Here is a 26,716-nt window from a genome sequence, read left to right as displayed (position 1 = left end):
GGCGTGTATGGCTCACTCGGTGCGCAGGCCGTCCGGGCGCATCAGCCTGAGCAGTGGTGGCAGGCTGAGCACGGTCACCAGCAGAACGACGGCGGTGGCGATGCCGGTCATCGACAGTACGCTCGCCCAGTCCGCGCCCACCGGCTTGTCCGTCATCTTCAGCAGTACCGCGCCCAGTGTCATCCCGACCGCTGTGGCCAGCGCCAGGCCGAGGCCGATCGGGATCGCCGTCTGCCACAGCACGGACAGGCACAGTGTGCGGCGCCGGGTGCCGAAGGCGATGAGCGACGACAGCAGTTTGCGGCGCTCGCGCAGCTGCTCCAGCTGCGACACCAGCAGACTCGCGCCGATCAGCGCCAGTACGCAGGCGGCGCCGACGAACAGGAAGGTGCGGATGGAGGCGTAGGTGTCGTCGCGCTTACTGGACACCAGCATCACCGGGTCGGTGGGCAGGCCGAGACGGCGGGCCGTGTTCCGCGCATGGTCGGGCGCGTCCGCCAGTTTCCGGTCGAGCGCGAGGTAGATCTGCCCGTGGAGACCATGTGCGGCGCCCGAGGGCAGGGCGCCCGGCGTCAGCAGCAGGCCGTCACGCTTGTCCCCGGTCGGGTCCGCGATCGCCCGTGCCTGCTTCACGTCCGCCGGCACCGCCCAGGCCGTCGGCCTGTGATGAGCAGCGGAACCGTCGATCGCGTCGAACCACAGCTTTGTGCCGGGCTTGGAAAGGTCGGTCACCCCCTCCTCATCGTTGCCATTCCGGATGGCGAAGGCGTCACCGTCCTTGCAGGAAGGGAAGGAAGCCACCTCGCGCAGGGAAGCGCAACCGGCGATCGTGACCCGGGCGGTGTTCTCGGCGAACCTGCGCCGGTCGCTGACGTAGCCCTCGTCGAACGCGTAGACCTTCGCGACACCCTTGGTCGCCTTGAAGTCGGCCGCCGCCCGGGCGAGCGGGACCCGGCCCCATAGGTCCATGTGCATCTGGGCCCGGTTGAGGTCGTTGGTGGTGTGCTTGGTGTACTGGCCCTGCAGCCCGGAGAACAGCATCTGCAGGGCGATGGCGCCCGCCACCGCGACCGCGATGCCGTTGACCATGCGGGCGGCCGTTCCGCTGCTCACCTGAAGTCGGCGGATGGCCAGTTGCCAGGCGACCCCGCCGGAGCCGAGCCGGTTCACGGCCCTCTCCACGACCCACGGCAGCAGCGCGGTCACTCCGACGAGCAGCAGCAGGACGCCACCGGTGACCTGGTACTGGTTGAAGTCTTCGCTGTACCGGTCCTTGGCGATCATCGGGTAGAGCATGCCGAGCCCGCCCACGGGCAGCAGCAGCCGCCACCACAGCCGGCGCCGCGGGGGCTTCGTGGTGCGCACCACGCCGAGCGGCTCGATCATCACGCCCCGCAGCGCGAACAGGGTGACCAGCACGGCGGTCGCCGGGACCACGACCGCGACCAGCAGGGCGAGAAGGGGGAGGGGGTCAGATAGCTGGGGTAGACGCTCACGTCGAACAGCTCCACGGCCCCGGAGAACTCCCGGATGAGCAGGAAGAAGACCGTGCCGAAGGCCAGGCCCGCCACGGAGCCGGCGAGGGCCTCGCCCGCGGCGATCCGCCGGGTCATCCGGCTGTCGGAGCCGACCAGCCGCAGGGCCGCGAGTCGCCGGTCGCGGCGCTCGCCGCCGAACCGCACGGCCGCGGCGATGAAGACGCCGACCGGCAGCAGCAGCACCAGGAACACCACGAGGGCGAGCAGGACCAGGACGGGATCCGTCTTCTCCGAGGGCTTGTACCCTGCGCCGAACCGGTCGATGCGTTCGACCAGGCCGCTGTCCTCCTCGACCACGAGGTCATCGGCGCCGCGGTAGAAGGCGAGTTCCTGGGCACCGATCAGTCCGGGTTCGGCGATGGTGCCGACGATCCGCTCCGGCAGCCGCTCGCGCAGCATCGTCCCCTCGCCGGACTCCAGCAGCCGCTTCAGCGCGGGGGAGACCACCATCTCGCCCACCCCCGGAAACCTCGAGACCCCCGGCGGCAGGGGTGCCTTGGGCCCCTCGGGCTGCAACGCCCGCCCGCGCACCTCCTTGTCGCGGAAGGCCGTCCCGGCATCTCCGACCAGCAGCGTGTCGTCCGCCTTCGGCAGCGGCGACTCGCTGGCCATATACGTGAGGTCGGAGCGCGCCTCCTCGCGGTCGTGCCGGACGGCCAGCGCGTTCGGCAGCGCCGTGGACAGCAGCAGCAGTGCCACACCGAGCCCCACGCCGACGGCGGTGAGCAGTATCCGCGCCCGCCCCTCCCGCCCGCCGGCGAAAGCGAATCTGACCCCCATGCCCAGGTCCCTGGACCAGTGGCGCACCTTCATATGGCCCGCTCCATGTCCCGGGACCTGCCGTCGCGTACGACGATCTCGCGGTCGGAGTAGGCGGCGACCCGGGCCTCGTGCGTGACGAGCACGACGGCCGCGTTGGTGGAGCGGGCCGCCTCGGTGAACAGCCCCATCACGCGCTCGCCGTTGAGCGAGTCCAGCGCGCCGGTCGGCTCGTCGGCGAACAGCACCCGGGGGTTGGTGACCAGCGCCCGGGCCACGGCCACCCGCTGCCCCTGACCGCCGGAGACCTCTCCGGGCCGCTTCTTGCGCAGGCCGTCGACCTCCAGCCGCTCCATCCACGTCAGCGCGGCCCGCTCGGCCTCCTTGCGGGAGATGCCGTTCAACCGCAGCGGCAGCGCCACGTTCTCCACACAGGTCAGCTCGGGCACCAGCTGACCGAACTGGAAGACGAAGCCGAACTCGGAGCGGCGCAGCGCACTGCGCTGGGCGTCGTTCATGGTGGCCAGCTCGCGCCCGTGGTACGTGATGGACCCGGAGTCGGGCGTCACGATCCCGGCGAGGCAGTGCAGCAGCGTCGACTTGCCGGATCCGGATGGGCCCATCACGGCGACGATTTCACCGGGGTGGATGGAGAACTCGGCACCGTCGAGCGCGGTGGTCGGCCCGTACGCCTTGCGCAGGTCCTGAGCGGCGAGCAGAGAACCTGGAGGATGAACTCGGCTCACGTGGTCACCGCCTCGGCGAGCTTGTCCAGACGCGCGGCGGTCAGCTCCAGCCAGCGCAGGTCCGCTTCGAGGTGGAACAGGGCGTGGTCGCAGATCAGCTGGTCGGCCAGGTCGCCCTTGCGCTTGCGGTCGGTCAGGATCCGCATGCTGCGCAGATGCTCGGAGCGCTGCGTGTCGAGGATGCCGGCCGCGTCCCGGTGGGTCAGCAGCGCGAGGACGACCTTGCTGTACAGCAACGACTGCAGGTACGGCTCGGGTTTCTCCGGCGTCGCGAGCCAGCGCTCGACGTCGGTGATCCCGGCGTCCGTTATCGCGTACCGCTTGCGCTCGGGCCCACCGCCCGCCTCGATGCCGTCGACCTCGACGAGCCCGTTCTTCAGCAGCCGGGACATCGTCGAGTAGACCTGGCCGTAGTGCAGGGGCCGGTCGTGACCGAACTTCTCGTCGAAGACCCGCTTCAGGTCGTAACCATGTCGCGGACCGGACTCCAGGAGCCCCAGAAGGGTGTTGCCGATGGACATGCCCAGCACTCTACACACCATGTATACGTGGCATGTATACGCGCAGTGTTTAGGTCGTGGCGTGGGGTACGCCCGTGCAGGTGGGGGGCCTTTGTCACGCTTCTGATACGAGGGGCCCACCTCTTCGGACGGGGCCGGGTGTGCCCTTGGGCAGCCGCCGGCTGTACTCGCACACGCCGTCCCAGGCCGAGGGCGAGCGCGGGGGAGCAGTACCCGGACGTCCAGACCGAGCCGTCCCAGGCGGAGGGCGAGCGGGTGGACGACTTCCGGACCGGACCGCCGATGGACGATCGATGAGCGGCGCGGGGCGGCACGCGCCGCTGGTCTGTTCCGGGATCACGTGGAGCGCCGTGTCAGGGTCACGGAGGGAGCAGGCCTCGGCGTCTCCGCCTGCCGCGGGAAGTATTCCGTGAGGACGGTCATTGCTTCAGATCCAGCGTCACGGTGAGCGGTCTTCGGGGCTGAGGAACCTCCGGGTCAGGTGATGCATCTCTACACCCGAGTTGCCTGTCATCTCCGGTGAGCGCACGGAGTGGACGTCCGTCGACCTGTCGTCCTCGTGCCCGTGCGGCGGCTGGCGCAGCCCAGCACCCGTCTTCGCCGGCTCTGGCCAGGAGGGTGGGGACGGAGGCGAGCGCGGCCGGGAACGTACCGGAAAGCACGGGTGCAGCTGTCTCGCCGAAGGTGAACACAGCGGCTCTGACCAGCCACATCACAAGGAAACCGGGGGACGCCGCACGTGCGCATCGCCTTCCTGCTGCACAACGCCTACGCGATGGGCGGCACCGTACGGACGACCATGACACTCGCCGACACGCTCGCCGGGCGACATCGGGTGGAACTCGTGTCGGTCTTCCGGCACCGCGAGACACCACGGCTGGGGCGGTCGCCAAAGGTGCCGCTGCGGGCCCTGGTGGACCGGCGCGAGGGATCCGCGGACGCGGCGGACCACCTCGCCCGGCGGAGCGGGGAAGTCTTCCCGAAGGGGGACAGCCGCTCGCACCAGTACCACCGGCTCGCCGAGCAGCGGGTCATCGACTGGCTGCGGGAGACGGACGCCGACGTCGTCGTGGGCACCAGGGCCGGACTCAACGCGCTGCTGGCCCGGTTCGGACCACGACATGCCGTGCTCGTCGGCCAGGAGCACCTCACCCACGACAACCACTCGCACCGGCTGCGGACGGAACTCCAACGCTGGTACGGCGGTCTCGACGCGCTGGTCACCATGACCGAGGCCGACGCGCGCGACCACCGGCGCGGCATGCGGCTGCCGCGCACCCGGGTGCTGGCCATCCCCAACAGCGTCCCCGAACCCTCGGTGCCGCCGGCCGACGCGGCGGCCAAGGTCGTCGTCGCGGCGGGACGGCTGGCCCGCGTCAAGCGGTACGAGATGCTGGTCGACGCGTTCGCCCTGGCCGGTGCGGCCTGCCCCGACTGGTCCCTGCGCATTTACGGGGACGGCGCGGAACGCGCCCGGATAGCCGACCGGATAGCCCATCACGGCCTGAGTGACCGGGTCTTCCTGATGGGTTCGGCCACTTTCATCGAGGCCGAGTGGGCCAAGGGCTCCATCGCCGCGGTGACCTCCGCGCACGAGTCGTTCGGGATGACGATCGTGGAAGCCATGCGCTGCGGCCTGCCCGTGGTGAGCACCGACTGCCCCCACGGGCCCGGCGAGATCATCCGTCACGGTGTGGACGGCTGTCTCGTCCCGCGCGACAGCACCCGGGGTGTGGCCGCCGCACTGCTGGCACTGATGCGGGACGACGGACGGCGTGCGGAGATGGGCAGGGCCGCCCGGGCCAGTGCGGCGAAACGATTCACCCCGGAGGGCGTCGCCGACCGCTACGAGCGGTTGTTCAGCACCCTGGTGGAGGAGCGGGCCGAGCGGTCCGCTCCACCGCCCGGACCGGCCGACTGGCGCGACCGTGCCACCGTGCTCGCCGCCACGGCAGGCATCCTCGCCCGCGGAGCGGTGCGCCGCGGGCGGCGCAAGCTGGGGTGGGTCGGATGACCGCGGATCGCACAGCGGCCTCGGCACAGCGGATGCTGTGGATCGTGGTTGCCGGGTTCTGTCTGCTGTCGGCCGTCCTCGTACCGCTCACACTGCCGCTCGGCTGGGACGAGATCGTGTACGCCAGCCGCTTCGGACCGTACGGTCCCGCGACCCCGTTCAGCGCCCCGCGTACCCGCGGGGTCCCCCTGCTGCTTGCTCCGATCGCCTCCTGGAGCGACTCGACGGTGCTGCTCAGGGTGTGGCTGCTCCTGCTGGCCGGCGGTGCGCTCTGGCTGGGATTCCGGCCCTGGCTGCGCATCGTGCACCGCCCGTCGGCGGTGTGGGTGGCGGCCGGGCTGTACGGCAGCCTGTGGATCACTCTGTTCTACGCCGGTTCCGCGATGCCGAACCACTACACCGCCATGGGTGCCACCGCCGCGGTGGGCTGTTTCCTCGCGCCGCGTCCCCGGTACGCGGGTGTCGCGGCAGGCCTGGCGGTGGTGACCCTGATGCGACCCAACGACGGTGTGGCCGTCGCCGCGCCGCTGCTCCTGGCCGCCGTACTGATGCCCGCACTGCGCGGCCACGGCCGCCTCCGCGGGCGTCTGTCGGCCGTGGCGGCCGGACTCGTGGCGGGGGCGCTGCCCTGGGTCGTCGAGGCCGAGGTGCGGTTCGGCGGGGTGCGGAACCGGCTCGCGGAAGCCGACGAGGTCCAGGGCGGTCTGCGGGCCGTCTTCTCCCTGCGCGCCCATCTCACCGCACTGGACGGCCCGCTGCTGTGCCGTCCCTGTACGGGCGACAGCGTTCAACTGCCCGTGACGGAGTGGTGGGTGCTGCTGCCGCTGCTGGTCGGCCTGGGGCTGTGGGCGGAGCGCCGGGCGCGCAGGTCCGCTGCGCCGCTGTGGCTGTCCGCGGCGGTGGCGGTGGCCACGGCGGCGCCGTATCTCTTCCTTGTCCCCTACGCCGCGCCGCGGTTCCTGCTGCCGGCCTACGCCCTGCTGGCGCTCCCTGCCGCTGTCGGGTTCCTCGCCGTCGTCCACCGGGCCCGCACCCGCGGTTCGCTGCCGACAGCCGCGGTGCTCGCCCTGGCACTCCTCGGGCACTGGGGCATCCAGATCGGTCTCGTCCACACTCATGCGGGCATCCAGCAGCGGGCCCGCGGAGACTGGGACCGGATCGTCTCCGTGCTGCGCGAGCACGGGGTGCACCCGCCGTGTGTCCTCGAGGGGAACAGTTCGACGATTCCCATCGCCCACACCGCGGGCTGCTCCGCCCCGGAGTCGCATCCCCCGGCGCACCCCAGTGCGCTGGTCCTTCGCGAGCGGAACCCACCGCACTGGGCGCGCGACTGGCCACGTTTTCCGGTGCCGGACACCTACAACCCCGGATGGACCGTCGTCGTGCGTCCATGACGGCCGGCTGCGCGGCTCAGGGCAGGTAGGGCGGTGCAGCCATCGAGGTCCGCGTCGGCGCCGACGGCTCCCGAGGTGCCTTCGCGTCCGGGCCCGAGAAGTGCTGGCCCCGGGCGGGGCGCCGGTGCGAGGCGTGCGCACCCCCTGGGACTCGTCGTCACACCCCCAACACCACCGTCCCCGAAGAGCAGAACCACCCGCCCGTCCCGGACGCCACCCCCAGCCGTGGCAGCGCCCCGTCGCCAGGCCGCCGCACCTGCCGTGCGCCGCCCTCCCCCCGCAGCTGCCGCACCGCCTCCACCAGCAGGAACAACCCCCGCATCCCCGGATGCTGAGCCGACAGCCCACCCCCGTCGGTGTTCACCGGGAGTGCCCCGCCCCGGACCCGCAGCCGGCCCTTCTCCACGAACGGCCCGCCCTCGCCCTTCCCGCAGAAGCCGAGGTCCTCCAGCGTCACCAGGGTCATGTAGGTGAACGCGTCGTAGATCTCCGCGAAATCCATCTCGTCCGGCCGTACGCCCGCCCGCTCGAAGGCCAGCCGTCCGCTCACCGCCGCAGGGGACACCGTGAAGTCCGCCCACTCGGACATCGCGGCGTGCGAGACGTACTCCCCGCTGCCCAGCACCCACACCGGCGACGTACGGCAGTCACGTACGTACTCCTCCGCCGCCAGCAGCACCGCCGCCCCGCCGTCGGAACGGACGCAGCAGTGCAGCTTGGTGAAGGGGTCGGCGATCAACGGGCCGGCCAGGACCTCGTCCACCGTGACCGGGGTGCGGAACATCGCCTCCGGGTTCAGGGCCGCGTTGGCCCGGGCCTGGACCGCCACCTCCGCCAGCTGCTCGACCGTCGTGCCGTACTCGATCATGTGGCGGCGGGCCGCCATGGCGTACTTGGCGATCAGGGTGTGGCCGTAGGGGACTTCGAACTGGAGGGGTCCGCGTGTGCCGAAGGACAGCGTTCCGGTGCGGCGGCCCGCCCTGACGTCCGCGCGGGCCGTCGAGCCGTAGGCGAGCAGCACCACGCGTGCGCGCCCGGCCGCGATCGCGTCCGCCGCGTGGGCCGCCATGACCTCCCAGGCGGCGCCGCCGACGGAGGTGGAGTCGACCCAGGTGGGGCGCAGGCCCAGGTACTCGGCGACCTCGACGGGGGCCAGGGTGCCCAGGCCCGCCGAGGCGAAGCCGTCGACCAGCGAGCGGTCCAGGCCCGCGTCGGCCAGGGCGCGCCGGGCCGCCTGGGCGTGCAGGGCGTACGGGGTCGCGTCGCCCACGCGGCCGCAGTCCGAGAGAGCGACACCGACGACGGCCACTTTCCTCCGGGCAGCCATAAATCTGACGGTACATCAGATCGCCTCGCGCGCAAGCGCGGCAGCACTCTGGGCATCCCTGCCCCGCCGCCCTAATATGACGCACCGTCAGATGCGGAGGTGGTACCCCCATGGACGCCCGCTTCACCGCCGAACAGGACGACATCCGCCGCACCCTGCGCGACCTGCTCCACAAGCGGTGCGGTCCCGAGGAGCTGTGGGCCGCCGTCGGCACCCCGGCCGGGCACGACCCGGCCCTGTGGACCGCCCTCGCCGAACAGCTCGGCCTGCCCGGACTGGCCCTCCCCGAGGACTGCGGCGGTGCCGGCTGCTCGGTCACCGAGCTGGCCCTCGCCTGCGAGGAGACGGGCCGGGTCCTCGCCCCCTCACCGCTGCTCGCGACGGCCGTCCTCACCGCCCCGGTGCTGCTCGCCCTCGGTACCGGTGCCCAGCGGGCGGACCTCCTCCCGCGGATCGCCTCCGGCGCACTCACCGCCGCCCTCGCCGTGCCCGGGCCCGCCCTCGCCACCGCCCTCGGGCTCACCGGATGCGACCCGCGCGGGGAGTGGGCCGGCGGCGGACGGGCCGGGGGCGTACAGGCCCGGCAGGCCGACGGGGGCTGGCGGCTGTACGGGCAGGTCGACCAGGTCCTCGACGGGCACAGTGCCCAGCTGCTCGTGGTCGCCGCGCACACCGGGGGGTTCACCCGCTCCCGGGTGCTGCTCTTCCTCGTACGCGGTGACGCCGCCGGTCTCACCCGCGTACGCCGGACCGCACTGGATGCCACCCGTCCGCAAGCCCGTCTCCAACTGCGCCACACACCCGCCGAGTCGCTGGGCAGCGCGGACGCCGACCCCCTCTCCGCCCTCGCCCGGCTCGGTGACACCGCAGCCGCCTGTCTCGCCGCCGAGGCGGTGGGGGCCGCCGACCGGGTGCTGGCGCGGACCGTCGAGTACGTCGGGCAGCGCGAGCAGTTCGGGCGGCCGGTCGGCTCCTTCCAGGCGGTCAAGCACCGGCTGGCCGATGTGTACGTCCAGGTGCAGGCGGCCCGCTCGGCGGCCTACTACGCGGCCTGGGCCGCCGCCCACGCGGAGACCGCCGGCGGCCTCGCCCTGGCCCAGGCGCTCCAGGCCCTGCGCTCGGCCGCCGCCGAGGGTGTCCAGCTGCACGGCGGCATCGGTTTCACCTGGGAGCACGAGGTCCACCTGTATTTCAAGCGTGCCGCGGGCGACGAGCTGCTGTTCGGGCCGGTGCACCGGCTGCGGGCCCACGCCGCCGAGGCGGCGCACGTCTTCGAGGAGGCCGGCCGATGAGGGGCATGCGGTTCGTGCAGAAGGTCTCCTCCAGCCGGCGGTTCGGGCGCCTGGCGCCGTACGTCTCAGAGCAGACTTGAGATGCGCTTCACCACCGTCCTGAAGGGCGGCGCACTGCGCGAGATCAGAGTGAGAAAAGCGCGACAGGCGACGGTCCACTCGGGTGAACCGCCGCCTGCCAGACAGGACTTGGGTGAGGAAAAGGGTGTTGCGCCGGGCTACTTCGTCGGCTTCCTGCCCGTGACGCCCAGGTGGACCAACAGCGCGAGGTTCGGCTTCAGTTCGGCCTGCTTCACGCCCCAGGAGGAGAAGCCCTTCTGGTGGGAGGCGACGGCCGCGAGCATCGCGACCAGCGAACCGGCGATGGCCGCCGGGTTCACGTCCTTGTCGACCCGGCCCTTGGCCTGGAGCTCGGCGACGGCGTCCGCGAGGGAGTTGTTCACCGAGTTGAGGATCTTCATGCGGAGCTTGTAGAACCGCTTGTCGCCCTCGGCGGCGCCGAGATCCACGACCCGGAGGATCGCGTCGTTCTTGCGCCAGAACTCCAGGAACCCGTCGACGAGTTCCTGCGCCGTCTGCCAGCCGGCCTTGCCGGCCCAGGAGCGGCCCTCCAAGAGCTCGGTCAACGCGGCGCCCTCGGTCGCCATTTGTTCGGCGATCTCCAGGACGGCGCCCTCGACGTCCGGGAAGTACTGGTAGAAGGTCGCGGGCGAAGTGCCCGCCTTCCGGGCGACATCGATGACTTTGACGTCCCGGTACGGGGAGGAGCTGAGCATCTCGCTGAGGCAGTCGAGCAGCTTCTGCCGGGTCGCCTGCCCACGCCTACCGGCCACGCGGCCGTCGACGGTACGCACTTGTCCTGTCATGCCGTCAGCTTACCGAGGCGTGATCGGGGCGCGATTCGGCCGACTGCAAATGGGGTGCAAGGGGGTGTGGGGGCTGGTGTGCCTGGTCTGCGGGGTGCGGCAGTCGCGGTTACGTTGTCGGCATGGCCGAAAACAGGGCATCGGTGTACGCAGAGGGCGTTCCCTGCTGGGTGGACGCGCAGCTTCCCGACGTCGAGGCGGGCAAGCGGTTCTACGGTGAACTTTTCGGGTGGACCTTCGAGGACTGGTTCGGCCCCTTCGCGCAGGCGCTGAAGGACGGTGAACCCGTGGCCGCGCTGGTCCGCAAGGTGGACGGCCGGTTGCCCACCGTCTGGACCGTGTACTTCGCGACCCCGGACGCGGCGGCCCTGGTCCGGCGTATCCGGGCGGCCGGCGGGCAGGTCGTATCGGCGCCGGTGCCGGCCGGCGAGCTGGGCGTCACGGCCCTCGTCACGGACCCGGAGGGGGCCGTCTTCGCCCTGTGGCAGCCGGGCGGGCACCCCGGCTTCGGCAGGCGGCACGAGCCGGGCACCTTCGCCTGGGCCGAGCTGTACGCCCGGGACACCGAGGCGGCCAACGCCTTCTACGGCGATCTTTTCCAGGAGGCCCTGTTCGGTCCGGACGCCGAGCCCGACTTCGGCCGTGCCCCCGTCTCCGGCGTGTTCCCGGCCGAGATGCCGCCCCACTTCCTCGTCCACTTCGCCGTCGAGGACGTACCGGCCGCGATGGAGGACGTCACCCGCCTCGGCGGCCGGATCCAGGCCCCGCCCTTCCGGACCTCGTACGGCACGGTCGCCGTCGTCACGGACAATCAGGGGGCGTCCTTCGCGCTGCTGCACCGCTGAGCAGGCCGTGTTGGTCTGCATTTGGCCGTCTGTGGGGCGAGACATCCCAATTGTCACCGGGTTCGCAACCACGGCTCCGGCCAGGAAGAATCGGGGTGCGTGCCGCCATGGCGGTGCGGTGGTGAGACGCTGCACGGGGTCGCGTGGAACATGTGGCTTGGCGCGGCTCGTACGGGGAGGTGGCAGGCAGAGTGGTGGATCAGCTGACGCAGCACGATCCGCGGCGGATCGGGCCGTTCGAGGTGCTGGGACGGCTGGGTGCCGGCGGCATGGGGCTGGTCTATCTCGCGCGCTCGGCGTCCGGCCGGCGCGTGGCGATCAAGACCGTCCGGACGGAGCTGGCCGAGGACCAGCTGTTCCGGGTCCGCTTCACGCGTGAGGTGGAGGCCGCCCGCGCCGTCTCCGGCTTCTACACGGCCGCGGTCGTGGACGCCGACCCGCGCGCCGCCGTGCCGTGGCTGGCCACCGCGTACGTTCCCGCGCCCTCCCTCGAAGAGATAGTGAACGACTGCGGGCCGCTGCCGGCCCAGGCGGTGCGCTGGCTGGCGGCGGGCGTGGCCGAGGCGCTCCAGTCCATCCACGGCGCCGGGCTGGTGCACCGGGACCTCAAGCCGTCGAACGTCCTGGTCGTCGAGGACGGCCCCCGGGTGATCGATTTCGGCATCGCGTCGGGCGTCTCGAACACGCGTTTGACGATGACGAACGTCGCCGTCGGCACGCCCGCCTACATGTCCCCCGAACAGGCCAAGGACTCCCGCAGCGTCACCGGCGCCAGCGATGTCTTCTCCCTCGGCTCCATGCTGGTCTTCGCCGCCACCGGGCACCCGCCCTTCCACGGCGCCAATCCGGTCGAGACCGTCTTCATGCTGCTGCGCGAGGGCCCGGACCTCGAAGGACTCCCGGACGAGCTGCGTCCGCTCATCGAGTCCTGTATGCAGATGGACCCCACGGCCCGCCCCAACCCGGCCGACCTCCAGGCCCAGCTGGCCCCCCACCTCTTCGGCTCCGGCTCCGACGACAGCGGCACGGCCTCGGCGTGGCTGCCCGAGCGGGCGGTGAGCCTGATCGAGTCCCGCCGCAACGGCCGCCCGGCCGGCAAGCCCGCCCCCGGCACCGGCCGCAGCGGCGGCGGACGCCCCGCCCCCGGCCCGGCGCCCATCCCGCCCCCGCCCTCGCACGACCCCGTCGTCCCGGCGCCCGTGCCCGCACCCGTCGGGGGTCCCGACACCGGCCCGGTGCGGCTGGCCGGCGCCCAGGTGCCCATCGGGCCGGGCCCGCGCGTCGCCGACGTCCGTGCCGCCGCCGTCAAGGCACCCCCTCCGGAGGCCGCCCTCGCCGCCTCCTGGTCCAAGCCCCGCCCCGGCGTCAACGGCGCGGACCCCGCCGTGGGCCCCGCCGTCGCCGCGCCCCCGGCCCCGGCCGCGCCGCCCGAGCAGGCGAGCGGCTGGCGGCCCTGGCGCTTCCGCATGTCCAACGACGTCTGGGGCACTCCGTCGGTCGACGGCGACCTGGTCTACGTCACCTCCTTCGAGGTGCACGCGCTGGACGTGGCCACCGGCCGCCGCCGCTTCAAGACCCGGGACGTCGCCTGGTCCATGGCGGTCGCGGACGGTCGTATCCACGCCTCCGACGGGCCCACGCTGTTCGCCCTCGACGCCCGTGAGGGCACCGACCTGTGGCGCCTCCAGACGGACGCCTGGGTCTACTCGCTCAAGGCCGGCCGCGGCACGGTCGTCACCGGCACCCGGGGCGGCGGCGTCCAGGGCTGGGAGGCCTCGAACGGCCAGAAGCTCTGGGAGGTCACCGGCTGCCAGAGCGACTTCGAGTCCCCCGAGGCCGGACCCGCCCTGCACGACGGCACGGTCTACGTGTGGCAGGACGCCCGGCTGCGTGCCCTGGACGCCCGCACCGGCGACGAGCGCTGGTCGTACCCCATCGGCGACGCGGCCTCCTGCGGCGGCGTCCCGGTCCGGGTCGCCCAGGCGTCCGACGGCTACGTCTACGTCTGCGCCGGCACCCGCGTCCTCGCCCTCGACGTGGCCGCCGGGCACGTCAAGTGGCACTTCGAGGCCCCGGCCGTCTTCCTCTCCCCGCCCACCTTCGTCCCCGGCCCGGCCGTCGCCGGCGGCGGCATCTACCTGGCCGACTACCTCGGCACGGTGTACGCCCTCGACGCCACCGACGGCCGTGACCGCTGGCGCATCGCCACCGAGTCCCGGGCGTCCGTCGACCCCGTCCTGGTCGCCGCCGGCCATGTCCACGTGGGCAGCGGCAAGGGCCTCTACACCCTCGACGCGGTCACCGGCACGCCCAAGTGGCGCTTCCAGGCGGGCGGCGACATCGTGGGCACCCCCTCGGTGGCCGAGGGCCGTATCCACTTCGGCTCCACCGACCACCTGCTCTACACCCTGAAGGCCGACGACGGCCGGCTCCGCTGGAAGCTCGCCACCGGCGGCGAGATCACCGGCTCCCCGGTCGTCCGGGACGGAGTGGTGTACGCGTGCAGCAAGGACCGCTGCGTGTACGCCCTGGACGCGGAGAAGGGCACGGGCACGGCACGTACGAGCTAGGGGGCTTCTGATGGATCTCCGCGGCGTCGCGACGCCCGGCACGCCGAGAGCACGCACCGAACGCCGCTCCTTCTTCCACGGAGATCCATCAGAAGCCCCCCAGGGACTGGTCCAAGCAGGGCGTCAGTCCCGCAGCTCCGTCAGGAAGTCGAGCAGCGCCTCGTTCACCTCGGCGGGCCGCTCCTGCTGCGTCCAGTGGCCGCAGCCCGGCAGCACGAGCGGCTTCCGGCGCAGGCTGGGCATCGACTCGGGCAGCCTCTCGATCAGTTCGGGCGTGCCCGGGAAGGCCGGAACCAGGTCCCGGTCGCCGTACACGTACAGCGCGGGCGGGGACACGACCGCGCCCTGCCAGGGGGCGGTCAGCTCCCAGTTGCGGTCCAGGTTGCGGTACCAGTTGAGCGCGCCGGTGAAGCCCCGCGCGTAGCTGTCGGTGAGGGCGTCGAGGTCTTCCTCGGTCAGCCACTCGGGCAGCACCTCGGGGTCCGGCGCGTCCGCGAGCCAGCCACGCTCCAAGTCGACCAGGGCCTGCTCGGGGCGTCCGGCACCCGGGGCGTCACCCGAGGCGGAGTACAGCAGCTTGCGCAGGGTGGCGCGGGTGTCGGCGGTGAACTCGGCCTCGGCGACCCCGGGCTGCTCGAAGTAGTTCCAGTAGAACCGCCCGTCGAACCGCTCCCGCATCGTCCTGAGCGGCGGCTGCGCGCCACGGAACGGCGGCGGCACGCTCAGACCCGCCACCCCGCGCACCACGTCCGGCCGCAGCAGCGCGGTGTGCCAGGCCACCGGCGCTCCCCAGTCGTGTCCGACGACGAACGCCCGCTCCTCGCCCAGCGCGTGGACCAGTCCGACCACGTCCCCCACCAGGTGGAGGATGCTGTACGCCGCCACGTCCTCGGGGTGATCGCTGCGCCCGTATCCGCGCTGGTCGGGCGCGACCACCCGGAAACCGGCATCGGCCAGCGGCCCGAACTGGTGCCGCCAGGAGTGCCAGGACTCAGGGAAGCCGTGCAGCAGCACCACGAGCGGGCCCTCGCCCTGTTCCGCGATGTGCAGCCGTATGCCGTTCACGTCGATCATCCGATGCTCAACCACCCGACGAGCATACGCGTGTACGGGTAAACGATTCCCTGCCGCAACCGGTCCTTCAGCACAACCGGCGTCAACGCAACCGGTACTCCCGCCGCCGCCCCGCGAACAGCCGGGCCTGCCGCTCACCCGTCGCGTTCCCGAGCGCGATCAGATGCGGCGCCTGTGCGACGCCCCGGGACCGCCCCGCCTCGCTCGCGGCCCACAGTGCCCGTACGGTCCCCTGTACGGCCTCGGTCGGATACCCGGCGATGACGGCGGCGCACGCACGCGCCGCCTCCAACGCCTCGCCCTCCTCGACGAGTTCCGACACCAGCCCGACCTCGTGGGCCCGCCGTGCGGAGATCCGCTCGGCCGTCCCCATCAGCGCCATCCGCGCGACCTCCCCGTACGGCATGCGCTGCGCCATCAATACGGACTCGTAGGCGCTGACCATGCCGTAGGTGGTGTGCGGGTCGAAGAAGGCGGCGGTGGTGTCGGCGACCACGAACTCCGCCTCCCCGAGCAGATAGAAGGCGCCTCCGCAGGCCATCCCGCGCACGGCGGCGACGACCGGCTTCCACAGGTCGTTCGCCTTCGGCCCGATGACGAGCAGCGGATCGTCCTGCGCGTACGGCGAGTTCGGCTGCGGCACGACGGCGTCCCGGTCGATGCCCGTACAGAAGGCGCGTTCGCCGGCGCCGGTGAGGACGACGGCCCGCACGGAGTCGTCGAACCGCAACTCCCGCCAGGTGCGGGCGAGTTCTCCGGCCATCTCCGGATCGACGGCGTTGAGCCGGTCCGGCCGGTTGAGGGTGACGACGGCGACCCCGCTGTCCTCGTCGGCACTGACCAGCACGCTGCTCATGACCGCTCCGGAACCCACCGGGGAAGTCCGTCGTCGAAGACGGCCCGCACCCGGGCGCCGATGCGGAGACGGTCCGTGGCAAGGGAGTTGACCGGCTTGCCGGGCCCGGCGACGAGGTTGCCGACGAGCCGGATGCGCGGCGCCTCGTCGAGCTCGACGACGACCACGTTGTACGGCGCCAGCTCGGCGTAGCCGGGCAGCAGCGGCGGATGCGGAACGACGTACGACCAGACACGGCCCCGGCCGGACACCCGGCGCCACTCAGCCTCGAAGGACTGGCAGTGCGGGCAGCAGGGCCGGGGCGGGAAGCGGAGCTCACCGCAGCCGGCACAGGCCTGGACACGGAGCTCGCCCCGGGCGGTGTACTCCCAGAACGGGGCGCCGTCGGTGTCTGTGACGGGACGCAGCATGTCAACTCCTCAGCAGAAGGGCGGAGGTGGGCACGTCTTCGCCCGCCGTGACCAGGCAGGCCGACGCGCCCGGCACCTGCGCGGTACTGGTCCCGCGCAGCTGCTTCACCCCTTCGTTGACGAGGTTGAAGCCGTGCACATAGGCCTCGGACAGTCCGCCCCCGCCGGTGTTCACGGGCAGCAGCCCGCCGGTCTCCAGCGCCCCGCCCTCGGTGAACGCCCCGCCCTCGCCCCGGCCGCAGAAGCCGTAGCCCTCCAGGGACAGCAGGACCAGGGGCGTGAAGGCGTCGTAGATCTGGGCGACGTCCACGTCCTGGGGCGTCAGGTCGGAGTGCTTCCACAGGTGCCGGGCGGCGGTCCAGGCCGGTCCGGTGAGGGGGTCGTCGTTCCAGTAGTTGACCATGCCGTGGTGCTGGGCGGGGAGCGACTGGGCGGCGGAATGGACGTAGACGGGTTTGCGGCGGCAGTCCCGGGCGCGCTCGGCGGAGACGACGACGCAGGCCAGCGCCCCGTCCGTCTCCAGGCAGTTGTCGAAGAGACAGAGCGGCTCGCTGATCCAGCGGGACGTCATGTACATCTCGCGGGTGAGGGGCCGGTCGTACATGATCGCGGCGGGGTTCTGGTTGGCGCGGTTGCGGCAGGCCAGGGCGACGTTGAACAGGTGGTCCCGGGTGGCCCCGTACTCGTGCATGTACCGGCGGGCGAGCATGGCGATCTCGTCGACCGGCCTGAGCAGCCCGAACGGCCGGGTCCACTGGGCCGGGGTCGGCAGCTGGACGGCCGTGTCGGTCCAGGGCCGGGGCCCGCTGCCCCGCTTGCGCGACCGCCAGGCGACCCCGACGCTCGCCTGCCCGGTCGCGACGGCGGCGGCGAGATGGGCGACGGTGGCACACGAACCGCCGCCTCCGTAGCCGACTTTGCTGAAGAAGGTGAGGTCCCCGAAGCCGCAGGCCTTCGCCAGCTCCACCTCGTCCGTCTCCTCCATGGTGTAGGAGGCGAGGGCGTCGACCTCGCCGGGCGCGATCCCGGCGTCGTCGAGGGCGGCCAGGACGGCACGGCAGGCGAGGGTGCGCTCGTCCTCGGGGAGCCGCTTGGCGAAGGGCGTCTGGCCTATGCCGACGATGGCGGTGGCGTCCTTGAGGCCTCCCGATCCTGCTGCCATGCTGCGCGCACCTCCGGGGCCGAACGGTCGCTGACAGGTCGTCAGGTTACCGATAATCTGACGGGTAGTCAGCTCCTATGCCTTGGGAGGCGCGCTGTGCGAGCGGATACGGAGTGGGGAAGCATCCCGGGCCTGGTGCGGACGGCCGCCGAGCGGTACGCGGACGTCGAGGCGGTCGTCGAGGGCCGTACCCGGATCACCTACGCGGAGCTGGGCGCCCGCGTGGAGCGCGCGGCGGCGGCCTGCCTGGCGCACGGCATCCGGCCGGGCGACCGGGTCGGCGTCTGGGCGCCGAACACCCTCGACTGGATCGTCAGCGCCCTGGGCGCGGTCTCGGCGGGCGCGGTGCTCGTGCCGCTGAACACCCGTTTCAAGGGCGCGGAGGCGGCGGACGTCCTGCGCCGCAGCGGAGCCCGACTGCTGTTCGTGACGGGCACGTTCCTCGGCACGTCGTACGTGGCGTCGCTGCGCAGGGCGGCGGAACGGGGACCGGGCACCGGCCCGCTGCCCGGCCTGCCGGACCTGGAGCACGTGGTGGTCCTCTCCGAGGACGCCCCGGCCGACTTCCTCACCTGGAAGGACTTCCTGGCGAGCGGAGAAGCGGTCGGGGCGGCACAGGTGCGCGCGCGGGCGGACGCGGTCGAGGGCTCCCGGCCCTCGGACATCGTCTTCACCTCGGGCACGACGGGCCGCCCGAAGGGCGCGGTCATCACCCACGCGCAGACGCTGCGGGCCTACGACATCTGGAGTGACCTGGCGGGTCTGACGCGGGGCGACCGCTACCTCATCGTCAACCCGTTCTTCCACACCTTCGGCTACAAGGCCGGGGTGATCGCCTGCCTGATCCGGGGCGTGACGATGATCCCCCAGCCGGTGTTCGGCGTGAACACGGTCCTGGCCAACATCGCGGCGGAACGGGTCTCCGTGCTTCCCGGCCCCCCGACCCTCCTCCAGTCCCTCCTGGACCATCCGGCACGGGACGCGCACGACCTGTCGGCACTGCGCCTCGTGGTGACGGGAGCGGCGGTGGTGCCGCTGAGACTCGTCGAGCGGCTGCGCGGGGAACTCGGCGTCGACACGGTCCTGACGGCCTACGGCCTCTCCGAAGCCGGCGGCGTCGTCACGATGTGCCGGCGCGGCGACGACCCGGCGGTGATCGCTTCCACGTCGGGCCGCGCGATCCCCGGCACACAGGTACGGGTGGTGGACTCCCGGGGCGAGCCCCTGACACCCGGCACGCCGGGCGAGGTCCTGGTCCGCGGCTTCAACGTCATGACCGGCTACCACGAGGACGAGGCGGCCACCGCCGAGGTGCTGTCGGAGGACGGCTGGCTGCGCACGGGCGACGTCGGCGTCCTGGACGCCGCGGGCAACCTGCGCATCACCGACCGCCTCAAGGACATGTTCATCGTCGGTGGCTTCAACGCCTACCCCGCGGAGATAGAGCAACTCCTGGGCCTGCACCCGGACGTGGCGGAGGCGGCGGTGATCGGCGTCCCCGACGCCCGGCTGGGGGAGGTCGGCAGGGCCTACGTCGTACGGCGGCCGGGCGCTCTGGTGACGGCGGACGACCTGATCGCCTGGTCCCGCAGGGAGATGGCGAACTACAAGGTCCCGAGAACGGTGGAGTTCGTGGCGGAGCTGCCCCGCAACGCGAGCGGAAAGGTCGTGAAGGGGGCGCTGCGCGACGGCCTGCTCAGCGGCTGACCGGCGGCAGCGGCGGGGTGCCGGTGACGGACATGACGAGGGAGTACAGCGTGCTGTCGGCCGCGATGAACAGCCGGTTGCGCCGGGCGCCGCCGAACCGGATGTTGGCGACGGTGCCGGGCACCAGAATGCGGCCGAGGAGCGTGCCGTCGGGGTCGTAGCAGTGCACACCGCCGTCCATGGCGGCGGCCCAGAGGCGCCCCTGGTCGTCGAACCGGATGTTGTCGAAGTTGCCGCTGCGGCACTCTGCGAAGACGTCACCGCCGGTCAGGGTGCCGTCCGGCCGGACGTCGAAGACGCGGATGCGATTGGCCACGCTGTCCGACACGTACAGCTTGCGCTCGTCGGGGGAGAACACCAGCCCGTTGGGGCCCTGGAAGCCCTCGGCGGCCAGCCGCACCTCGCCGCTGCGGGGGTCCACGCGGTAGACGTTCCGGGCGCCGATCTCGCTCTGCGCGCGGTGTCCCTCGTAGTCGGTCGCGATCCCGAACTCGGGATCGGAGAACCACACCGACCCGTCGGACCTCACGACGGCGTCGTTCGGGCTGTTGAGCCGCTTTCCCCGGAACCGCTCGGCGATCACGGTGAGCGAGCCGTCGTGCTCGGTCCGGGTCACCCGCCGGTTGCCCTGCTCGCAGGTGATGCGCCGGCCCTGGCCGTCCAGGGTGTTGCCGTTGGGATACCCGGCGGGTGTGCGGAAGACCCCGACGGACCCGGTGGTCTCGTCCCACCGCAGCAGCCGGTCGTTCGGGATGTCGCTCCACAGCAGATACCGCCCGGCCGGCACGTACACCGGCCCCTCGGCCCACCGGCACCCCTCGAACAACGTCTCCAGCCGCGAGTCCCCCGCCTGACACCGGCCGGTCCGGAAGCGCTCGTCGAGGGTCTCGTACGTCTGCGGTTGCTCGCCGGGCATGGGACGCCACCTCCACCGTCGGGCCGACTCCTGCTCTGCGGGACCCACTATGACGCGCGACGGCAGCACGTGTCCCGGCAGACACTCGTCAGGAACCGGAGCGTTCGGGCGCCTGCCGGCCCCTTACCCGGGGAGCTCGCCTGCCCTCTGGCCCCATCGCTCCAACTCCATCCGGACACTGCCGCAGTGCTCCTCGAACAGCGGGGCGGTCCTCGGAAGCGGAGAGAGTGTGCGGACCTTGTGGACTCCCGTGCGTCGCCCTGTGATCGGTGTCTCCCACGGCTGACGTATCCGCCGTGCACAAGGCAAACTGGCGTGGTTGCTCAGGATGTCTAGGGGGACTGCATGGACGGTGTACCGGACGGTGTACCGCGCGTACCGGAGCAGCGGCGTACCGACTCCTCGGCGGAGTCGCCGGAGTCGCCGGAGTCGGGGGAGTCGGGGGGATCGACGGCGCGGGCGGCGCTGCGCTTCGGCGTGCTCGGACCGGTGCGCGCCTGGCGTGGCGACGAGCCGCTCACCACCGGTTCCCCCCAGCAACGCGCCCTGCTCGCCGCGCTGCTGCTGCGCGAGGGCCGCACGGCCACGGCCCCGGAGCTGATCGACGCCCTGTGGGGCGAGGAACCGCCCTCGCAGGCCCTGGCGGCGCTGCGGACGTACGCTTCCCGGCTGCGCAAGGTGCTGGATGCCGGCGTCCTGGTCAGCGAATCCGGCGGATACGCGATACGGGGCCTGGGCGACGGCGCCCTGGACCTGACCGTCGCCCAGGACCTGGCGACCGGGGCGGAGAAGGCCCGGTCCGCCGGGGACCTCTGCCACGCCCGCGAGGTGCTGCGGCGGGCCCTGGCCCTGTGGGACGGGGAGACGCTGGCGGGCGTACCGGGCCCGTACGCGGAGGCACAGCGCGTCCGCTTGGAGGAATGGCGGCTCCAGCTCCTGGAATCCCGGCTGGACATGGACCTGGAGCAGGGCTGCCACGCGGAGGCGGTCTCGGAGCTCACGGCCCTCACCGCCGCCCATCCGCTGCGCGAACGGCTCCGCGAGCTGCTGATGCTGGCGCTGTACCGCAGCGGCCGCCAGGCCGAGGCCCTCGCGGTGTACACCGACACCCGGCGCCTGCTCGCCGACGAACTGGGCGTGGACCCGCGCCCCGGCCTGAGCGAACTGCAACAGCGGATCCTCCAGGCCGACCCGGGGCTGGCGGAGCCCTCCTCCCCGGCCCCAGAGCCCACCTCCGTCCCGGTCCGGCCCGCGCAACTTCCCGCCACGGTGCCGGACTTCACGGGCCGCTCCGCCTTCGTGCGCGAACTCGGCGACATCCTGGCCTCCGCCGAGGGCCGGGTCATGGCGGTCTCGGCCCTGGCCGGCATCGGCGGCGTGGGCAAGACGACCCTCGCCGTGCACGTGGCCCACCAGGCGCGCGGGGCCTTTCCGGACGGGCAGCTGTACGTCGACCTCCAGGGCGCGGGCGCCCGGGCGGCGGAGCCGGAGACGGTCCTGGGCTCCTTCCTGCGCGCACTCGGCACGGCCGACTCGGCGATCCCCGACTCCCTGGAGGAGCGCGCGGCGCTGTACCGCTCGGTCCTGGCCGGCCGCCGCGTCCTGGTCCTGCTGGACAACGCCCGCGACGCCGCCCAGGTACGTCCCCTGCTGCCCGGCACGGACGGCTGCGCCGCGCTCGTCACCTCCCGGGTGCGGATGGTGGACCTGGCGGGCGCCCATCTGATCGACCTGGACGTGATGTCGCCGGACGAGGCCCTGGCGCTGTTCACGAAGATCGTGGGCGAGGAGCGGGTGGCGTCCGAGCGGAAGGCCGCCCTGGACGTGGTGGCGGCCTGCGGCTTCCTGCCGTTGGCGATCCGCATCGCGGCCTCCCGACTGGCGGCCCGCCGTACCTGGACGGTGTCGGTCCTCGCGGCGAAGCTCGCCGACGAACGCCGCCGCCTGGACGAACTCCAGGCCGGCGACCTGGCGGTGAAGGCCACCTTCGAGCTGGGCTACGGCCAGCTGGAGCCCGCCCAGGCCCGCGCCTTCCGCCTGCTGGGCCTGGCCGACGGCCCGGACGTCTCGCTCCCGGCCGCGGCGGCGATCCTGGACCTGTCCGTGGAGGACACCGAGGACCTCCTGGAGTCCCTGGTGGACACCTCCCTCCTCGAATCGGCGGCCCCCGGCCGGTACCGCTTCCACGATCTGGTACGGCTCTACGCGCGTGCGTGCGCGGAACGGGACGAGTTGCCGCCGAGCGAGCGGGGGGCGGCGCTGTCGCGGCTGCTGGACTTCTATCTGGCGTCCGCGGCCGGGGTGTACGCGATCGAGCGGCCGGGGGACCGGCTGGTGGACCATCTGGAGCCGACCTCGTATCCGGGGGTGCGGTTCGAGAACCGGCACACGGCGCAGGACTGGCTGTACGCGGAGGCCATCTGCCTCCTCGCGTGCGTGCGGCAGTCCGCGGGACAGCCGGACACCCTCCCCCGGGCGATCGACCTGCTGTGGGCCGCGCACGACCTCTCCGAGTCGGGAGCCAACTCCAGGGAGTACGAGGCGACGGCCGAGGCGCTCCTGGACGCGGCGCGGCAGTTCGGCCTCGCGCGCGCGGAGGCCCGGGCGCTCACGACGCTCGTCAACGCTTACCACGTCGGCGGCCGCTTCGAGCGGGCGGACCAGGAGGCGGAACGGGCCATCGTCCTCGCGCAGGAGGCCGACGACCTCCTTCCGGTCTGCTGGGCCCGCAACGCGCGCGGCATCATCGCGCTCTACCAGAACCGGCACGAGGACGGAGAGGAACACCTCTCCCGGGCCATCGAGCACTTCCGGGCCCTGGGCGACCGCCCCGGCGAGGCCTCCGCGCTCTGCAACCTCTCCCGGATCCACCTCGCGACCGGGCGGACCCAGAGCGCGGTCGCGCTGGCCCAGCAGGGCATCGACATCTACGACGCCATGGGCAACTCCATGCGCGGGGCGAACGCCCGTTACGCCCTCGGCCTCGCCCTCACCCAGAGCGGTGAGCTGGGCAACGCGGCCGGCCGGCTCCAGGAAGCGCTGGAGGTGTTCCGCGACAGCAGGCAGCGCCTCTGGGAGGGCATGAGCCTGTTCCGGCTGGCCGAGGTGGACCTCGCCGCCCGGCGCCCCGCACAGGCCGCCGCCAACGCCGAGATGGCACTCACCGTGCTGCGCGGCATCGGCGGGGAGTGGCGGCGGGGCAACGTCCTGACCGTCCTCGGCCGCGCGCTCAGCGGTATAGGACAGACCGGCCGGGCCCAGGTCTGCTGGCAGGAGGCGGCGGCGATCTACGAGGAGCTGGGTTCGCCCGAGGCCGCCGAGGTGCGCGCGCTGCTGTCCCCGGTGCGGGCGGCCTGAGGCCGCATGGCGCACGCGTTCATCATTCGTTTATCGCCCCACGCCATGCTTGAGGCAGTCGATCCGTCGCGTCGGGGGGCAGACGGGTCACTTGCACAGGGCCTCGCACCACCGAACCGGGTGAGCGGCCCAGGCGGGCCCGTCCGGTCACCCTCGGGGGAGTGACCGGGCGGGCCCGCCGACCTCACTGCTTGATCCATGCCAAGGGGAGTTGACGATCATGGGCGACGAGCTCAAGCCGCAGGACCTGCACGCCACGGGCGGCACGGACGGCGAGGCGTCGACGGAGGACCTGCACGCCACGGAAGAGCAAGCCGTGAAGCCGCAGGACCTGCACGCCACCGACGAGCCGCTGGAGACCAAGGACCTGCACGCCACGTCGGAGCCCTTCAAGCCGACGAAGTAAGGCACGGCGAAGCAAGCCATCACCACACGGGGTTCGGCCGCGGCGGCGCGGAGGGGGAGCCGTCGCGGCCGAGGTGTGTCCGAAACCCGCGCGTCAGGACGCCGGTGCCTGCTCGTCCCACGCCAGTTCGCACCAGACCGTCTTGCCCGCATCACCCTGCTCGACGCCCCACCGCGAGGCCACCGCGTCGAGAAGGGCCAGGCCGCGTCCGGTCCCGTCGTCGGCCGTGGCGTGCCGGAGGACGGGCAGGGCGCGGGGGTCCGGGTCGCTGACCTCGACGCGGGTCCGGCTGCCGGAGCGTGATACGCGCACCTTCACCGGGACACCCTCCCCGACGTGCCGGATGACGTTGCCGATCAACTCCGTGACGCACAGCTGTGCGTCGGCGCAGGGCGCGCCCAGGCACGCGCGCAGCGTGCGACGCAGCTCTGGTACGACCTCGGGCGCAGCGACCAGGTCGACATCCAGCAGCACGGATCCCTCCGTCCGGCCGGTTCCCCGCAACGCGGTGATCAGCTTGCGCGCCGTCGCGGTGTTGCAGTTGCCGAGCGCGATCAGTCCCGCGGTCCTTCCGTACGTGCCCGCGAACGTCGGCACGTCGACGCGCAGGGAGGGGAGCGTGATGCCGTGCACCGCGAGGGCGGACTTCAAGTCGTCCACGCACCGCTCCGTCTCGACGTCGCCGGTGATGGAGGCGGCGGTGGTCGCGGTGGCGGGTTGAGTGTCGCGCATGAGGGGCCTTCCCGTTTTCGCGTGCGTTCTGTGACGAATCAGTCACACAGTGCCTCCAAGCCCCGTACCGTGGGAGGGCTTTCGACTGCGCAAGAGCAACTGGCAAACGGCGGTGATGAGCTGTGCCTCCACGCAAGGACCCCGACGCGTCGGCCAACGTTCCCTCTTTCTACGGCGCCGAGTTGCGCTACCAGCGGGAGCTGGCGGGCCTGACCCTGGAACAGCTGGCGGAAGGGAGCTTTCGCGGTGTGCCGTTCCTGAGCCAGATCGAGCGCGGGGAGCGGCGTATGCCGCTGGATCTGGCCCGGCACGTCGACAAGGTGCTGAAGACGGACGGCTTTTTCGAGCGGCGCTGCGAAGACGCCCGCAAGGCCCGGCAGTCGGGACATGCCGAGTACTTCGCCGACGTGGCGGAGATGGAGCGGCACGCGGAGACGATCGAGGACTGGGCGCCGATGCTGGTGCCCGGTCTGTTGCAGACGAAGGCCTACGCGGAGGCGGTGGTCCACACGTCGGTGCCGTGGCTCGCCCCCGAGACGGTCGACAAGCAGGTCCGCGCCCGTCTGGAGCGCGCGGAGATCTGGGCGGGCGAGGAACGCCCGGCGTTCTGGGCGATCCTGCACGAGGGGCTCGTCCACAAGCCCCTGCTGCCCCCCTCTGAGATGGCCGCACAACTGGAGCACATCGCGCACGTGGTCCGCTCCACGCAGGGCGTTCTGCAGATCCTCCCGGAAACGGCGCACGCCCACCCGTTCATGATGGGCATGATGCGGATCATGACCTTCCCGGACGCCCCGCCGGTGGCCTACACGGAGGGTCTCCACAATGGCCAACTCATCGACTTTCCGGCCCTCGTGAAGAACTACCGCAGGTCGTACGATCTGCTCAGGGCCGCGGCACTCGCGCCAGAGGCGTCCCTGACCATGATCGAACAAGCGGCAGAGGACTACCGACATGGCAATCACCGCAGATGACCTGGGTGCGGTTGTGTGGCGCAGGAGCAGCTACAGCAACGGCAGCGGCGGCGAATGCGTCGAGGTCGCGGGCGGGCACCCCGGCGTGATGCCGGTCCGGGACTCGAAGACCTCGGACACGGGCCCGGTGCTCCTGTTCCGGGCCCCTGCCTGGACGGCCTTCCTCACCTCCCTGAAGGGCTGAGCCCGAGAGTTATCCACAGGCCGCCAAGCCGTGCCCCATTCCTGCGATCTTGGCGGCATGGAGGAACGAAAGGCGCTGCGGGAGTTGGCGCAAGGGGGCGTGCTGCTCACCTGCCGCGCCCTGGAATCCGGTTGGCCCGCGCGGAGCCTCACCCGTGCCCTCAGGGCGGAGGGCTGGGGCCGCCTGCAGTCGGGTGCCTGGGTGGAGCCGGGCCGGGCCGCGGACCTGCCCACGCGGCTCCGAGCCGTCCAGCTGTTCAACCCCCGACTTGTCGTGAGTCACCGTTCCGCTGCCGCTCTGTGGCGTATCGAGACCCTCACCCCGGCGGCCGAGGCGCGCCTGGAGTTCATCGACCCCGCCCTCAGCTTCCGCGGCAAGGTCAAGGACGTGCGCGTTCGTCGGACGCTCCTCGATGGCGAGGACGTGGCGTTGCGGTACGGCCTGCGGTGCACGAGCCCGGTGCGGACCCTCGCCGACCTGCTTCGCTCGCTCCCGAGGGACGATGCGCTCGTAGCCCTGGAGTGTGCGGTGACCTACCGCCGGGTCGGCGGGGCGCGGCGGGCGCCCCTTGTCGCCCTGGACGCGGTGGTGGCGGCGCTGGCTTCCCCTTCGCAGGGGTCGGCGAGAGCCCGCCGATGGCTCAGCCTGTGCGACCCCCAGGCCGGGTCGCCGGCCGAGACCGTTGCCCGCCTGCGCATGGCCGACGCCGGGCTCCGGCCCGAGAGCCAGGTCCAGCTCTTCACCCCTCTCGGCCGACGAGTCGTCCTCGACTTCCTCTTCCGGCGTGAGGGGCTGGCGATCGAGATCGAGGGGTACGCCTACCACGGCACACGCGAGGCTCATCGACGGGACGTCTCCCGCTTCAATCAGGTCCTTCAGTGCCCGGAGGTGCGCAGTCTCCTGCGCTTCACCGCCCAGGGCGTGTTCCGGAACCCGGACCGAATGACCACCGAGATCCGTGCGGCCTTGAGCGCTTCGGTGTGAAGGGCCGGGGGATTGGAGCAGGTGGGCCAACGGGCTTTGGGCACGCCCAGGTGTGCTGTGGCTGACGGTGCCGAAACGCTCC

At 72.2% G+C, this 26,716-nt stretch carries 21 protein-coding genes and 1 pseudogene; 11 read left to right on the top strand and 11 right to left on the bottom strand.

Annotated elements, in window-relative coordinates:
• Nucleotides 1-12: 12 nt before the first annotated feature.
• From V8690_RS18140 to V8690_RS18130, 3 genes and pseudogenes are all read right to left on the bottom strand, one after another.
• Nucleotides 13-2,351 (bottom strand): annotated as a pseudogene (locus V8690_RS18140) (FtsX-like permease family protein).
• Nucleotides 2,348-3,043 carry an ABC transporter ATP-binding protein gene (locus V8690_RS18135; protein WP_338780157.1) on the bottom strand — a complete coding sequence of 232 codons (696 nt, stop codon included), beginning with the start codon at nucleotides 3,041-3,043 and terminating at the stop codon, nucleotides 2,348-2,350. The pseudogene V8690_RS18140 and the gene V8690_RS18135 overlap by 4 nt, the downstream one beginning before the upstream one ends.
• Nucleotides 3,040-3,564: a PadR family transcriptional regulator gene (locus V8690_RS18130; RefSeq protein ID WP_338780155.1), complete on the bottom strand. Its 525-nt coding sequence runs from the start codon at nucleotides 3,562-3,564 to the stop codon at nucleotides 3,040-3,042. Before V8690_RS18130 ends, V8690_RS18135 begins: the two co-directional genes overlap by 4 nt.
• A 739-nt stretch (nucleotides 3,565-4,303) precedes the next feature.
• Between V8690_RS18130 and V8690_RS18125 the strand changes: the two genes are divergently transcribed.
• Together V8690_RS18125 and V8690_RS18120 are read left to right on the top strand one after the other, a co-directional pair.
• Nucleotides 4,304-5,578 (top strand): glycosyltransferase, encoded by a 1,275-nt coding sequence (locus tag V8690_RS18125; protein WP_338780153.1) that lies wholly within the window; start codon nucleotides 4,304-4,306, stop codon nucleotides 5,576-5,578.
• Nucleotides 5,575-6,972, top strand: coding sequence for a hypothetical protein (locus tag V8690_RS18120; RefSeq protein WP_338780151.1), 1,398 nt, complete (start codon nucleotides 5,575-5,577; stop codon nucleotides 6,970-6,972). The genes V8690_RS18125 and V8690_RS18120 overlap by 4 nt, the downstream gene beginning before the upstream one ends.
• A gap of 157 nt (nucleotides 6,973-7,129) precedes the next feature.
• On the opposite strand, the gene V8690_RS18115 is transcribed toward V8690_RS18120, so the two are convergent.
• Nucleotides 7,130-8,299, bottom strand: coding sequence for an acetyl-CoA acetyltransferase (locus V8690_RS18115; RefSeq protein ID WP_338780149.1), 1,170 nt, complete (start codon nucleotides 8,297-8,299; stop codon nucleotides 7,130-7,132).
• Between the two features lie 110 nt (nucleotides 8,300-8,409).
• Here V8690_RS18115 and V8690_RS18110 point away from each other — a divergent pair, with 110 nt between their 5' ends.
• A complete protein-coding gene (locus tag V8690_RS18110; protein WP_338780147.1) occupies nucleotides 8,410-9,591 on the top strand; it encodes an acyl-CoA dehydrogenase family protein in 1,182 nt (393 codons plus the stop codon).
• 218 nt (nucleotides 9,592-9,809) lie between these two features.
• Here the strand turns inward: V8690_RS18110 and V8690_RS18105 are convergent, their stop codons facing one another.
• Nucleotides 9,810-10,457 (bottom strand): TetR family transcriptional regulator, encoded by a 648-nt coding sequence (locus V8690_RS18105; RefSeq protein WP_167407538.1) that lies wholly within the window; start codon nucleotides 10,455-10,457, stop codon nucleotides 9,810-9,812.
• 122 nt (nucleotides 10,458-10,579) lie between these two features.
• Between V8690_RS18105 and V8690_RS18100 the strand changes: the two genes are divergently transcribed.
• Both V8690_RS18100 and V8690_RS18095 read left to right on the top strand, forming a co-directional pair.
• Nucleotides 10,580-11,302, top strand: a complete 723-nt coding sequence (locus tag V8690_RS18100; RefSeq protein WP_338780143.1) for a VOC family protein — start codon at nucleotides 10,580-10,582, stop codon at nucleotides 11,300-11,302.
• Between the two features lie 191 nt (nucleotides 11,303-11,493).
• On the top strand, nucleotides 11,494-13,872 hold the full coding sequence (locus V8690_RS18095) for a PQQ-binding-like beta-propeller repeat protein (protein ID WP_338780141.1): 2,379 nt from the start codon (nucleotides 11,494-11,496) through the stop codon (nucleotides 13,870-13,872).
• A 123-nt stretch (nucleotides 13,873-13,995) separates the two neighbouring features.
• Here the strand turns inward: V8690_RS18095 and V8690_RS18090 are convergent, their stop codons facing one another.
• The 4 genes from V8690_RS18090 to V8690_RS18075 all read right to left on the bottom strand — a co-directional run bounded on the left by V8690_RS18090 (nucleotide 13,996) and on the right by V8690_RS18075 (nucleotide 17,374).
• Entirely contained in the window at nucleotides 13,996-14,946 is a 951-nt protein-coding gene (locus tag V8690_RS18090) for an alpha/beta hydrolase (protein ID WP_338785392.1), read from the bottom strand.
• A gap of 82 nt (nucleotides 14,947-15,028) precedes the next feature.
• Nucleotides 15,029-15,802, bottom strand: coding sequence for an enoyl-CoA hydratase/isomerase family protein (locus V8690_RS18085; RefSeq protein WP_338780139.1), 774 nt, complete (start codon nucleotides 15,800-15,802; stop codon nucleotides 15,029-15,031).
• Nucleotides 15,799-16,212, bottom strand: a complete 414-nt coding sequence (locus V8690_RS18080) for an OB-fold domain-containing protein (protein WP_338780137.1) — start codon at nucleotides 16,210-16,212, stop codon at nucleotides 15,799-15,801. Before V8690_RS18080 ends, V8690_RS18085 begins: the two co-directional genes overlap by 4 nt.
• A gap of 1 nt (nucleotide 16,213) precedes the next feature.
• The gene (locus V8690_RS18075; RefSeq protein WP_338780135.1) at nucleotides 16,214-17,374 is read right to left on the bottom strand and encodes a lipid-transfer protein; all 1,161 of its coding nucleotides are present in this window, start codon (nucleotides 17,372-17,374) and stop codon (nucleotides 16,214-16,216) included.
• A gap of 96 nt (nucleotides 17,375-17,470) precedes the next feature.
• On the opposite strand from V8690_RS18075, the gene V8690_RS18070 reads away from it, so the two are divergent.
• A complete protein-coding gene (locus tag V8690_RS18070) occupies nucleotides 17,471-19,081 on the top strand; it encodes a FadD3 family acyl-CoA ligase (RefSeq protein WP_338780133.1) in 1,611 nt (536 codons plus the stop codon).
• On the opposite strand, the gene V8690_RS18065 is transcribed toward V8690_RS18070, so the two are convergent.
• Nucleotides 19,071-19,997 carry an SMP-30/gluconolactonase/LRE family protein gene (locus tag V8690_RS18065; protein ID WP_338780130.1) on the bottom strand — a complete coding sequence of 309 codons (927 nt, stop codon included), beginning with the start codon at nucleotides 19,995-19,997 and terminating at the stop codon, nucleotides 19,071-19,073. The genes V8690_RS18070 and V8690_RS18065 overlap by 11 nt on opposite strands.
• Before the next feature lie 345 nt (nucleotides 19,998-20,342).
• Between V8690_RS18065 and V8690_RS18060 the strand changes: the two genes are divergently transcribed.
• Both V8690_RS18060 and V8690_RS18055 read left to right on the top strand, forming a co-directional pair.
• The gene (locus tag V8690_RS18060; RefSeq protein WP_338780128.1) at nucleotides 20,343-23,354 is read left to right on the top strand and encodes a BTAD domain-containing putative transcriptional regulator; all 3,012 of its coding nucleotides are present in this window, start codon (nucleotides 20,343-20,345) and stop codon (nucleotides 23,352-23,354) included.
• Nucleotides 23,355-23,574: 220 nt separating this feature from the next.
• Nucleotides 23,575-23,760 (top strand): hypothetical protein, encoded by a 186-nt coding sequence (locus V8690_RS18055; RefSeq protein ID WP_338780126.1) that lies wholly within the window; start codon nucleotides 23,575-23,577, stop codon nucleotides 23,758-23,760.
• A gap of 93 nt (nucleotides 23,761-23,853) precedes the next feature.
• Here V8690_RS18055 and V8690_RS18050 read toward each other — a convergent pair whose 3' ends face one another.
• Nucleotides 23,854-24,492: an ATP-binding protein gene (locus V8690_RS18050; protein WP_338780124.1), complete on the bottom strand. Its 639-nt coding sequence runs from the start codon at nucleotides 24,490-24,492 to the stop codon at nucleotides 23,854-23,856.
• A 122-nt stretch (nucleotides 24,493-24,614) separates the two neighbouring features.
• Here V8690_RS18050 and V8690_RS18045 point away from each other — a divergent pair, with 122 nt between their 5' ends.
• From V8690_RS18045 to V8690_RS18035, 3 genes are read left to right on the top strand one after another with little or no spacing between them, the layout of a single operon-like run.
• Nucleotides 24,615-25,466: a helix-turn-helix transcriptional regulator gene (locus tag V8690_RS18045; RefSeq protein WP_338780122.1), complete on the top strand. Its 852-nt coding sequence runs from the start codon at nucleotides 24,615-24,617 to the stop codon at nucleotides 25,464-25,466.
• Nucleotides 25,447-25,650: a DUF397 domain-containing protein gene (locus V8690_RS18040; protein WP_338780120.1), complete on the top strand. Its 204-nt coding sequence runs from the start codon at nucleotides 25,447-25,449 to the stop codon at nucleotides 25,648-25,650. The genes V8690_RS18045 and V8690_RS18040 overlap by 20 nt, the downstream gene beginning before the upstream one ends.
• Nucleotides 25,651-25,707: 57 nt before the next feature.
• Nucleotides 25,708-26,634 (top strand): hypothetical protein, encoded by a 927-nt coding sequence (locus V8690_RS18035; protein ID WP_338780118.1) that lies wholly within the window; start codon nucleotides 25,708-25,710, stop codon nucleotides 26,632-26,634.
• Nucleotides 26,635-26,716 lie beyond the last annotated feature (82 nt).

The organism is Streptomyces sp. DG1A-41, assembly GCF_037055355.1.
GTDB lineage: Bacteria > Actinomycetota > Actinomycetes > Streptomycetales > Streptomycetaceae > Streptomyces.
Note: the sequence above shows the minus strand (reverse complement) of the source record. Positions and strands in the feature narration are given on the sequence as shown.